General features: G+C 64.7%; 11 protein-coding genes. 7 read left to right on the top strand and 4 right to left on the bottom strand.

Going from position 1 to position 10,956, the window contains the following annotated elements; all coding sequences use genetic code 11:
* The coding region (locus KBB36_RS09860; protein WP_290979536.1) for a LysR family transcriptional regulator at positions 1-497 on the bottom strand (497 nt) is incomplete at its 3' end.
* Between the two features lie 132 nt (positions 498-629).
* Between KBB36_RS09860 and wrbA the strand changes: the two genes are divergently transcribed.
* From wrbA to KBB36_RS09825, 7 genes are all read left to right on the top strand, one after another.
* Positions 630-1,226 (top strand): NAD(P)H:quinone oxidoreductase, encoded by a 597-nt coding sequence (gene wrbA / locus KBB36_RS09855; protein ID WP_290979533.1) that lies wholly within the window; start codon positions 630-632, stop codon positions 1,224-1,226.
* Between the two features lie 67 nt (positions 1,227-1,293).
* On the top strand, positions 1,294-2,010 hold the full coding sequence (locus tag KBB36_RS09850; RefSeq protein WP_290979530.1) for a pirin family protein: 717 nt from the start codon (positions 1,294-1,296) through the stop codon (positions 2,008-2,010).
* Between the two features lie 106 nt (positions 2,011-2,116).
* A complete protein-coding gene (locus KBB36_RS09845; protein ID WP_290979526.1) occupies positions 2,117-4,243 on the top strand; it encodes a methyltransferase domain-containing protein in 2,127 nt (708 codons plus the stop codon).
* A gap of 19 nt (positions 4,244-4,262) precedes the next feature.
* Positions 4,263-4,979, top strand: a complete 717-nt coding sequence (locus KBB36_RS09840) for an AzlC family ABC transporter permease (RefSeq protein WP_290979524.1) — start codon at positions 4,263-4,265, stop codon at positions 4,977-4,979.
* Between the two features lie 2 nt (positions 4,980-4,981).
* Positions 4,982-5,293 carry an AzlD domain-containing protein gene (locus KBB36_RS09835; protein WP_290979521.1) on the top strand — a complete coding sequence of 104 codons (312 nt, stop codon included), beginning with the start codon at positions 4,982-4,984 and terminating at the stop codon, positions 5,291-5,293.
* A 43-nt stretch (positions 5,294-5,336) separates the two neighbouring features.
* A complete protein-coding gene (locus KBB36_RS09830) occupies positions 5,337-5,522 on the top strand; it encodes a hypothetical protein (RefSeq protein WP_290979512.1) in 186 nt (61 codons plus the stop codon).
* Between the two features lie 9 nt (positions 5,523-5,531).
* Entirely contained in the window at positions 5,532-5,822 is a 291-nt protein-coding gene (locus KBB36_RS09825) for a type II toxin-antitoxin system RelE/ParE family toxin (RefSeq protein WP_290979509.1), read from the top strand.
* Here KBB36_RS09825 and KBB36_RS09820 read toward each other — a convergent pair.
* Genes KBB36_RS09820 through KBB36_RS09810 form a run of 3 tightly spaced genes read right to left on the bottom strand, consistent with a single transcriptional unit; the run spans position 5,819 to position 10,614 of the window.
* On the bottom strand, positions 5,819-6,280 hold the full coding sequence (locus KBB36_RS09820) for a PaaI family thioesterase (RefSeq protein WP_290979506.1): 462 nt from the start codon (positions 6,278-6,280) through the stop codon (positions 5,819-5,821). The two genes, KBB36_RS09825 and KBB36_RS09820, sit on opposite strands and share 4 nt — an antisense overlap.
* Positions 6,277-7,128 carry an acyl-CoA dehydrogenase gene (locus KBB36_RS09815; RefSeq protein ID WP_290979504.1) on the bottom strand — a complete coding sequence of 284 codons (852 nt, stop codon included), beginning with the start codon at positions 7,126-7,128 and terminating at the stop codon, positions 6,277-6,279. Before KBB36_RS09815 ends, KBB36_RS09820 begins: the two co-directional genes overlap by 4 nt.
* 6 nt (positions 7,129-7,134) lie before the next feature.
* The gene (locus KBB36_RS09810) at positions 7,135-10,614 is read right to left on the bottom strand and encodes a hypothetical protein (RefSeq protein WP_290979501.1); all 3,480 of its coding nucleotides are present in this window, start codon (positions 10,612-10,614) and stop codon (positions 7,135-7,137) included.
* Positions 10,615-10,956 lie beyond the last annotated feature (342 nt).

Below are 10,956 nucleotides of genomic sequence, written 5' to 3'. Positions count from 1 at the left end.
GCATAAACCACCCGGGCCGGCGCCAGGCGGCGCGCATTAAGGCTGGAATCAGCCAGCGCGCCGATGCGGATCGCCGCATCCACATCCTCTTCCAGCAGATCGACGCGACGGTCATTGAAGCTGGCCTCGATCTTCAGATCAGGGCATTGCGCCAGCAATTCCGGCAGCAAAGGCGCCACATGGGACAGCCCGAAACTCATCGGCAGGTTGACTTTGAGCAATCCGCGCGGCGCTTCCTGGAGATTCTGCACCGCGGCTTCCACCGCCTGGGCCTCGGCCAGCAGACGTTCGGCATGGGCCTGCACGATGCGGCCGGTTTCGGTCAGTTGCAGCCGGCGCGTGGTGCGTTGCAGAAGCTGGGTGCCGAGATGCTGTTCCAGCCGGGCAATCTGCTTGGAAACCGCGGATTTTGACAGCCGCAACGAGGCGGCGGCGGCGGTGAAGCTTTTCTGCTCAACAACGCGGGCAAAAACCGCCAGATCGGCCAGGTAGTCCATCGCGGCTATTATCCACTAATATGAAACAATCTTGTTCCAAGTATAATATTGTTTCTGAATTTTGAAAGCTTAGATTGCTGCTTGTCCGACGCCGCTCTGGCGGCGGGACAGGACCGCAAGGAGATAATTACGATGACCAAAGTTCTGGTTCTCTACCATTCGATGTATGGCCATATCGAAACCATGGCGCAGACGATTGCCGAGGGCGCCCGTGAAGCCGGCGCCGACGTGGTGATCAAGCGCGTGCCCGAAACCATGCCGGAAGCCGCCTTCAAGGCCGCCCATGGCAAGTGGGAACAGGCGGCGCCGATCGCCACCGTGGACGAACTGCCCGAATATGACGCCATCATCTTCGGCACCCCGACCCGCTTCGGCATGATGAGCAGCCAGATGCGCAGCTTCCTGGACCAGACCGGCGCGCTGTGGATGAAGGGCGCCCTGGTGGGCAAGGTTGGCAGCGTGTTCACCTCCACCGGTGTTGGCGGCGGCAATGAATCCACCATCCTGAGCTTCCACACCACTCTGCTGCATCACGGCTTCGTGGTGGTTGGCACCCCCTATGCCATCCCGGAATCGATGGATCTGAGCGTGGTCAAGGGCGGCTCGCCCTATGGCGCCGCCACCATTGCCGGCCCGGATGGCTCGCGCCAGCCGAACGCACAGGAACTGGCGATGGCCAAGTTCCAGGGCAAGCATGTGGCGGGCATCGCCGCCAAGCTGGCCAAGTAGTGCAGGATTAACCCACAGCAAATTCCCGGCTCCGCATTGGGTGGAGCCGGGAGACAGGAGTAGTGTCATGAACGTCGCCATTCCCTTCGACCGTCTGGGCCGCTTCGGCAACGACTGGCTCGACAGCCGCTTCCATTTCAACTTCTCCGGCGTTGCCGCGCCGATGGGCTTCGCTTTCGGGCCGCTGCGGGTGTGGAACGACGATCATATCAAGCCACATTCCGGCTTCCCGATGCATGGCCACCGCGACATGGAGATCATCACCTATGTGCGGCGCGGCGCCATCAGCCATGAGGATAGTCTGGGCAATCGCGGCCGCACCCCGGCCGGCGATGTGCAGGTGATGAGTGCCGGCACCGGCATCATGCATGCCGAGTGGAACGAGGAGAATGAGCCGACCCATCTGTTCCAGATCTGGGTGGAACCGCGCCAGGGCGGGTTGAAGCCGCGCTGGGCGCAGGCCCAGTTCCCCAAGGATGATCGCGCCGGGCGGCTGGTGCCGCTGGCTTCCGGCGAGACGGCGGTGCGGGAATCCAACCCGGAAACCCTGCTCATCCATCAGGATGCCACGCTGTATGGCGCCCTGCTGGCTAAGGGCGACAAGGTGGTGCATGCGCTGCCGGAAGGCCGCATCGCCTATGTGGTGGTGGCCGACGGCACCGCCACGGTGAACGGCACCACTTTGGGCACCCGCGACGGCATGGCGGTGTTCAAGGTGGAAGCTGCGGAAATCCTGGCCGAAGAAGGCTCGGAAATCCTGCTGTTTGATCTGCCGGCCAAGTAACGCGAGCTGTCGACGCCGCCCGGCCTGGAGCCAATCCAGGCCGGGCTTTGCGTTTTGTTTACCGGCAATGCGGGATATTCTGCGGCATAACCAGTAAAGTGCCGTCATGCCGCTGCCCAGCCCCGATGCCATTGCCGCCCAGGCCCATCTGCTGCCCCTGTTGCGCGCCGCGCTGAAAGCGGCCAATGCGCAGCGTTTCGACGAAGCCGAGCGGCTGACCCAGGCCATCCTGCACCAAGCGCCGACAATGGCCGATGCCGTGCATATGCTGGCCTATATCGCCTTGCATCGTGGCGAGCTGGCGCGCGCCGAAGACCTGGCACGGCAGGCCATAACGCTGGATTTCCATTTTGAGAATTACCATCTGACGCTGGCCCAGGCGCAGCTTGGGCGTGGCGATGTGGCCGGCGCCAAGGCCAGTTGCGGCGCAGCTTTGGGCCTCAACCCCGCCCATGTGGATACCTATGCCCTGCTGGCCAAGGTGTTCATGGCCGAACAGGACCCGGAATCCGCACGCGCCGTGCTGTATCAGGGCCTGACCTATGAGGCCGAAAACCCGGAATTGCTGTTCACGCTGGGCTATGTCGAGATGGAGCGCGGCGACATCACCGCCACCATGGCAGCCTTGGGCAAGGCGCTGGATTTGCGCCCGGATGACCAGCGTATCCGCCTGATCTATGCCCGCGCGCTGCGGCGCTACAAGCTGAAGCAGCCTGATCCCGCGTTGCTGGACCGCGTGCTGCCGTTGCTCGGCGCACCCGGGATCAGCCCGCGCGACCTGGCCGGGGTGGTGGAAAACGCGCTGCGTTTTGATATCGGCATCCGCACGCTGAAAAAAGCCGGCGAGGTACCGCCGGAAAAGCTGGCGGCTTTCATGTTTTCCCCCGCCTTCCCGCCATTGGGCGAGAACCGCACCCTGCTGGCCTGGCTGCGCCATGGCATTGTGGGCCTGGCAGTGCTGGAATCGATCTTCACGGCGTTGCGCCGTGGCGCGCTGTGGCTGGTGATCGGCAAGCCGCTGGCGCTGGAGCCACATGAAGTGTGGCTGGAAGCGCTGGCGCAGCGTAATTTCCACGCCGATTACCTGGACCCGGAAACCGCCGAGGAACGCGAAAGGCTGGCGCTGCTGGACCAGCAAATCGCCGCCGCCATCGCCGCCGGCAGCCTGCCGCCGCCCGGGCATCTGGCGATTTATGCCTGCTATCGGCCACTCTATCGCCGCCCGGATGCCGCTGCCCTGGCAGCCTTGCGCTGGCCGGCCGGCTTGCGCGATCTGCGCCGCCGCCAACTGGACGAACCCTTGCGCGAACAGGCGATTGCCGCAGCTTTGCCGGCACTGACGCCGATTGAGGATGCCACCAGCCGGCATGTGCGCGAGATGTATGAGGAAAGCCCGTTTCCGCGCTGGAGCCAGCCACTTCTGGGCGCCGATGCCACGATGGGCCAGGTGGTGCGCTCGTCGCTGCCGCGCCAGCGCCTGCCGGATATCACCGTGGCCGCGCCGCAAGTGCTGGTGGCCGGCTGCGGCACCGGGCTGCATGCCATCCTGGCCGCCACCAATTACCGCGATGCCCAGGTACTGGCGCTGGATCTCAGCCGCGCCAGCCTGGCTTATGGCAAGCGCCAAGCCGAGGAATTGGGCTTCAACAACATCACCTTTGCCCAGGCCGACATCCTGCAAGTGGGCGCCCTGCCGCAGCGTTTTGACCTGATTGAAAGCTTTGGCGTGCTGCATCATCTGCGCGATCCCGCCGCCGGCCTGGCGCAACTGGCCAAGCTGCTCAAGCCGGGCGGCTACATGATGCTGGGGCTTTACAGCGAAGTGGGCCGACGCGACGTGGTGGCGGCGCGCCACCTGATTGCCGAGCATGGCTATCGCGATACCCCGGACGATATCCGCCGCTTCCGCGCCGATCTGCCGCGCCTGGATGCGGCGCTGGAAGCGCGCCTGCGCCGCTCCAGCGCCTTTCTCAGCCTGCCGGATTTCCGCGACCTGGTATTTCATCGCCAGGAACACCGCTATTTTCCGGAGCAGCTTGGGCCGCTGGTAGCCAATGCCGGCCTGCGCTTCCTCGGCTTTGAACTGAGCGAATCGGCCCATCTGCGCAGCTACTGCGCCGCCTATCCCGATGACCCACAGGCGGTGAATCTGGCGCATTGGGCCGAATTCGAACGCCAGAACCCCGATCTGTTTGCCAATTGCTTCCGCTTCTGGGTGGACAAGCCGGTTTAACCGGTATAGCGCTCTGCAAATGTCACAAGCCCCCCTCACCCTGACCTGGCGCGGCGCGCTGGACGGCGCCCGCATCTCCTGGGCGCTGGTGCCGGGTGTGTTCGCCTATGGCGTCGGCTTCGGCGTGCTGGCGCGCACGGCAGAGACCGGGCTTGCCGCCGCTTTCCTGATGAGCGCGCTGATCTTCACCGGCTCGGGCCAGGTGGTGGCCTTGCAGCTCTGGCAATCGCCCTTCCCGATCCTGGCCATGCTGGCCACGGTGTTTGCCATGAATGCGCGTTATGTGCTGATGAGCGCCTCGCTGCGCCCGGTGCTGGGCAGCATGCCGGCGGGCCAGGCCTATCTCAGCCTGTTCATGCTGGGCGATGGCAACTGGATCATGGCAATGCGTATGCATGCCGAGGGCAAGCTGCAAGGCGGCTTCCTGTTTGGCAGCGGCGCCACGCAATATCTGGTCTGGTGCGGCGGCACATTGCTGGGCTACCTGCTCGGCAACCTGGTCGGCTCGCCCAAATCGCTCGGGCTGGATTTCCTGCTCACCGCCTTCTGCACCGCGATGGCGGTGGCGATGTGGCGCGGCCGCGACGATGCCTGGCCGTTCCTGGTTGGCGGCGGCAGCGCCATCCTGGCCGCCAAGCTGCTGCCCGGGCAATGGTATATCGTGGTCGGCGCCTTGGCCGGCAGCATCTTCGGCGCGTTCTGGAAACGCCACCGCGCCCGGCAGGCAGCGGCATAATCATGGCCGAACTGATCTCCCATGACGCCCTGATGGCCATCCTGGCGATGGCGGCGATGTCGTATTTCTGCCGTGCCAGCGGCTTCTGGATGATGCGCTTCGTCAAGCCCGGCCCCTGGGTGGAAGCCTGGCTGCAATCGATCCCGATGGCGATCATGGGTGCCATCCTGGCCCCGGTGGCGCTGAATGCCGGCCCGGCGGAATGGGCCGGCTTTGCCGCCGCCTATCTCACCATGCGCTTCAGCGGGCATGACATGCTGGGCGCCGCCGCCGGCGTTGCCGCCGTGGCGCTGATGCGGCTGGCGCTGGGTTAACACAAGTGGTTTGCGCTTTCCGCCTGTGTGTTATACTCGCCTCATGAACAAGCTGCCCCCCGCATTGCTGCATGACAAGGCCGAAGCGGAAGCACTGGCCAGCGCCGTGGCGCAAGCCCGCGCCGATACGCATGGCGTGCCGCATGAGATAATGCGACGTTGGCTGCTGCAAGCAGCCGAGGGCGACTTCTCGGCACCGCCGCCACCAGCTCGTAAATTGCAGCCCTGAACCAGCGGCATGGCTGAAAGCCCGCCACAAGTCATCTGGCTGGAATCAGCGCGCAACGACCTCCAACGCATTCTCCATTACATTGCGGCGGAGAATCCTCTTGCTGCCGCCCGCATGGCGCAGGAATTATTGCTCGCAGCAGACAGCCTGACGCTGTTCCCGCATCGTGGCCGTCCAGGCTTGATCCCGGGAACCAGGGAGCTGGTGATCATATCGCCCTATGTGATGATCTATGAGATAAGCGGCGAAAATGAAATCCGCATCCTGCGCCTGTGGCATGGCGCACAGGATCGTTTCTAAACCCCACCTTCCGCTGGCTGGCCGGCGACCGGGCCGAATAGCTTGAACACGGCATTGGCGCCATAAACCGGCACGGCATCGGCGGTGATATCCACCGTGACATAACAGAGCGAGCGGGTTGCCTTGACCAGGCGCGGCCGGGCTTCGAGCCAGGCGCCGGGCTGGCCCGAGGCCATGAAATTCGAGGTCATCGAGATGGTGGCGCAAACCCGGCCAAGCTGGGCGATGATGTATTGCCCGGCAATCGTGTCGGCGAAAGCGAAAATCGAGCCGCCATGCAGCACGCCATTCACATTGCCATGCGCGGCGCGGGTGCGGAAACCATAGGCCACGTCATCGGCCGCGCTCTCACTTGGGCGTCGGATGTAAAACGGCCCGATCAGGCCAACAAAGCCGCTGCGGATCACCAGCGGCTCAAAGCCGGCGGGCAGCATCGCTTCAGCCGCTTCATCACTCATGCGAACACCGCCTCGGCGGTCATCGCCAGCATGCCTTCGGCATCCATGATCCACAGCGCCAGCGTATCGTTCCGATCCGGCATTGCCTTGGCGCGCAGCCGGAATGGCTGGCCATCAATCACCGGGCGGCGACCGCGGAAGCTGAATTGTGCCAGGCGTTTCTGCGGCTGCTGCGCAACGGCGAAATCCGCCAGCAAGGTGGCCAGCAGCGGGCCATGCACCACCAGCCCGGCATACCCCTCCACAGCGCGGGCATAATCGCGATCATAGTGAATGCGATGGCCGTTGAAGGTGAGCGCCGAATAGCGGAATAGCAGGGTGGGATCGGCGTTGAATACCAGTTCGGCAGAGTGATCGGCCGGCGCCGGCTCAGGCTGGGTCTGGCTGCTGCCATCCTCGCGATACACGATGTCATGCCGATCCGTGATGCAGAGCCGGCCGGTCGCATCGCTGATTTCCTGCCGCACGGTGACAAAGACCAGCCCGCCGCTGCGGCCATGTTTTTCGCTTACCGCCTCGATGGTGGCAACGCGACTGGCCGGCGCATCCAGCGCCAGCGCGGCATGGAATTCCACCCGGCTGCCGGCCCACATGCGGCGCGCCGGGCGGCCCCAATGGGCGCCGACATCGGGCAGGAACCCACCCAGCCGGGGATGGCCGTCACGGCCCAGGCCGCTGCGCGGCGCGATGGCCCAGAAACTGAGCCAGTGGCGCAGGGGCGGCAAGGCAGCGCCGGCCTGCCACTCTGCCATAGGCTGATCCAGCGCCGCAGCCAGGGCGCGCACCGGCTCGGCGCGCAGGATGTCGGTGGCGCTTTCCTGGCGCCCGATCCAGTCAGTCAGTGGCATGCGGCCTCAATTATGGCGGATTTTGCCGACCGCTTCGCGCAGCAGCAGATAGACCTTGCCGATATCGGCGGTGACAAAGGCCGAGGTGAGCAATTCCTCATGCTCAACCCCCTTGGCGCCGGCCAGCACGCGCTCAAATTCCGCCAGATAACGATCAATGTAATCGCGGAATTCGTTCTCGCCCTCGTATTTCGCCTTGATCTTGTCGAGGTCGCGCTGGTCGATCAGCTTGCGCGTGAACAGGCCACGTTCGCCCTTGTAGTAGCGGCGCCACAAATCTTCCGACAGGTCGCGGTTGAGCAGCCGCGTGATGTCGATGGCGAGCGAATTGAGATGCCCGGTGATGAAGGCGGCGGTCTTGAGGAACTGCTCGCCACGGAATGCCGCCGTGGCCTTGCGCAGCGACTCTGCTTCCACGCTGGCGGTGCGGGCTGCATCGGCCAGGGCAATCGCATCGGCCTTGAGGCTGGCCTCGGCATTGGCGGCTTCGCTGGCTGCCTTGGCGGCGGCGGATGACAATTCCTGCGCCCGGCGGGCGAGGATTTCCGAAGTCTCGGCGGCGCGCGCACTGGCGCGGTCGGTCAGGGCCGAGAATTCGGTGGCGGTACGGCCAAGCCGCTCGTTGATCTCTGCGACCTTTTCCGAGGTGCGGCCGGCGCGCAGATCAACCTCGTCGGCATGGCGGCGGAAACCATCGCTCATGCGGTCGGTCTGCTTCATCGCGTCTTCGACGATATTGGCCAATTCGCGGGTGCGGCTGCGCAGCGTCTCGGACGCATCCTCGATACTGGCCGAGGCATCGCCCACGGCAAGATTGATCTCGCGCGCCCGGGCATCGAAGGTGGCGCCAACCTGGGCAACACGCGCCACGGCCTCGTCGGAAACCTTGGCCACTTCCTGCGCCTGGCGGCGCAGGCTTTCGCCGATATGGACCGTCTTGGCGGCAGCGGTATCCGAAGCCTCGGCCAGTTCCTGCACGCGGCCCCGGAAATTCTCGCGGATGGTTTCGGCCTGGCGGTTAAGCTCGCGCGCCAGATCGGTGAGCGCGCCGGCCTGATCGTGGATCGTGTCGCGCAGATCAAGCGTGCGGCCCACCACATTGCGCGCCGCATCCGACAATTCCTCGCTGCGCGCCTTGGCGGTCTCGCCGGCCAGATCGATATTCTGCTTGGCGCGGTCGGCAGTGCTCGACAATGCCTCGGCTTCCTGCTTGGCCTTGTCGCTCATGTTGACCAAAGCGGCGCTCTGCATGTCGGCGCGCTGCGCCAGACTGGCCATCGCCTCGGCCACCTGCACCGCCAGATCGGACAGATCCTTGGCGCGGGCCTGCGCCGTCGAGCCGGCAAGCTGGGCTTCCATGGCGGCGCGTTCGGCGCTGGTGGACAGCGCCTGGGCCTGCACCTGGGCCATTTCCGACACCTGATGCAGACGCTGCACGGCGCGTTCGGCGGCGGTTTGCAATTGCAGCGCATCCTGGCCGGCGCTCTCGCCGGCATCGCGCAGCCGCTGCGAGGTGCGCTGCGTGGCCCGATCAAGGCCATCCACCTGTTCGCGTACTTCGGTGCCGGTATCGGCCAGCCGCTTAGTGATGCTGCCCACGGTGGCTTCCAGCGCCTCGGCCTGATGCCGCAGCAGACTGCCGGCCTCGCCTACCTGTTCATGGCTGCGCTGCGTGGCCTGGGCCAGCAGATGATTGGCTTCCGACATGGTTTCATGCACGCTGGCGGCCATTGCCATGGCCTCGCGGCCGGCCTGCACCAGGCTTTCAACGCGCTGGCGCAGCATATCGTCGGCCTGGCCGGATTTGTTCAGCACCGCGCTGGCGGCGCCATCCAGCGCCTGGGCGCGCAGCTTCATGGTATCGCCAATCTGCTGCGCCTTGTCGGCCAGTTGCTGCATGCTCTGGCTCAGGCTGGCACCTTCGCGGCGCATGCTGTCGCCGGCACCGGCCAGGCGCTGATCGGCCAGTTCGGCGGCCTGGCTCAATTGCTCGGTCTGATGCCGCACCAGATCGCCGGTCAGGCGCAGGCGCTGCTCGGCCTGGGCGGCGGCTTCGGCAAAGTTCTCGGCCTGACGGCCGGCGCTGGCACTGGCGGCTTCCAGCGCCAGGGTGCGACTGCGCATGTCGTCGCTGGCATTGCGCAGGCGGTCGGCGATGCGGCCGCCTTGATCGTCCAGCATGCCGACTTCAGAACGCACCGCCTCGCCCACATCGCGCAGCTTGATGATGGTGGTGCTGGTGGTCTGTTCCACCTCGCGCATACGCTCGCGTATCACAATGCCGGCAGCTTCCGCCGTTTCGATGGCGTATTTGGTTGCCGACTGGAAAGCGTTGGTTTCGCGGCCAAAACTTTCGCCGGCCGCATGGGCGCGGGCCACGGTCAATTCAGCCGCCGAGGTCAGGGTATGCGCCGAATCGGCAAAGCCGGTGGCGATCTGGCTGGCCTGTTCGTTGGCCCGGCTGACCGCCTGCTCCAGCGCCGTGATCTTCAGCTCAAGCTGTGCTGCGATGCCTTGCGCCACTTCGGCGGCGCGCTGCACCGCCTGATCCAGCAGGTCGCCATGTTTGCGCGACAATTCCTCCACCCGGTCATTCTGATACTGGATCGCCGAGGTGATGCGGGTGATTTCAGATGCCTTGCTCTGGAAGATGCTGCGCGCGGTTTCCACTTCGCGCAGGATCACATCGGCGGCCTGTAGCAAGGCCTGGGATTGCGTGGTCACGGTCATGCCGATGCCGGAGACCTTGTTCTCCATCTCGCGGCCAACCTGCTCGGCGGCTTGCAGCAACACGCCGGATTGTTCCTCAAAACGGCCAGCCAGGCCCTTCACGGTGCTATCGAGGTCGCGGTTGACCTGCTCGGCCATGGCGATCAACTGGCGCGTCGAATTGCCCAGGGTGCGGTTCAATTCGCCGGTCTGCTCGGCCACGGCGCTGCCGATGCCGCGCGCCGTGCCCAGCAAAGCCTCCTGCTGGCCGGCCATGCTCTGGCCCAGCAATGTCACCTTCTCGGTGGCGCTCTGCGCCGCCTCCTCCATCTCGCGCGCCTGGCGCCGCAGGGCATTGGCCAAAGCCGACACCCGGCGCTCGGCCTCAGGCGTGGGATAGGTCAGGTCCAGCAATATCTGGTGCAGGGCGGCAGCGTGGCGCTTCACATTGCTGCCGCGCCACAGCGTCATCAGCACAAGCCACAGGAAAGCCAGCGGCGTGGCCACACCCGCGGCAAAAGCGCCAATTTCATGCGGCAGCGCCTGCCAAAGATTGCTCCAGCCAATCGATACTTGGATATAGCTGGCGCATAGCCCGAGCCAGAACAGGCTGATACCGGCACCGATCATCACCAGCAGGCGGCGCTGGCGCTCCAGCCGGGGCATCCCGATCAGCTCCACCGCTTCCTGCTCGGCGCGGCCTTGCGCCGCCTCGGCCGCAGCGGCCGCCTTTTGCGCTGCCACAGCCATATCCGCCCGTGGATGTTTGATCAGCATGCCAATCTCTCCCGCCCAAGCCCGTTTCTGCATTGAAGCAGCAATTCCAGGCTGTGCAACACAATACGCAGTCTTATCCACCCTTCAGCCTAGAGCGGAATGGTTAATGCGACGTTTGCGTGCCTGCCGCCGGGGCGTCGATTCAGCCGCAACCCAAACCTGATTTGCACCTGTGGATAAAACTCTGATCGTTCGACGGGCGCTATTGGCAGGCCTGCTCGCCCGTGCGGTGCATTTTTATAGATGTTGAGGTTATCCCCAGCTTCCACAGCGAGATTATTTTACACTGCCATGAATGCTGCGACACGCAGTAAAATGGGCTTGCCCACGCATTGGCTGGAT

Source organism: Ferrovibrio sp. (assembly GCF_017994015.1).
Classification (GTDB): Bacteria; Pseudomonadota; Alphaproteobacteria; order Ferrovibrionales; family Ferrovibrionaceae; genus Ferrovibrio.
The sequence above is the reverse complement of the archived record's forward strand: the minus strand, read 5'-3'. Positions and strand labels throughout refer to the sequence as shown.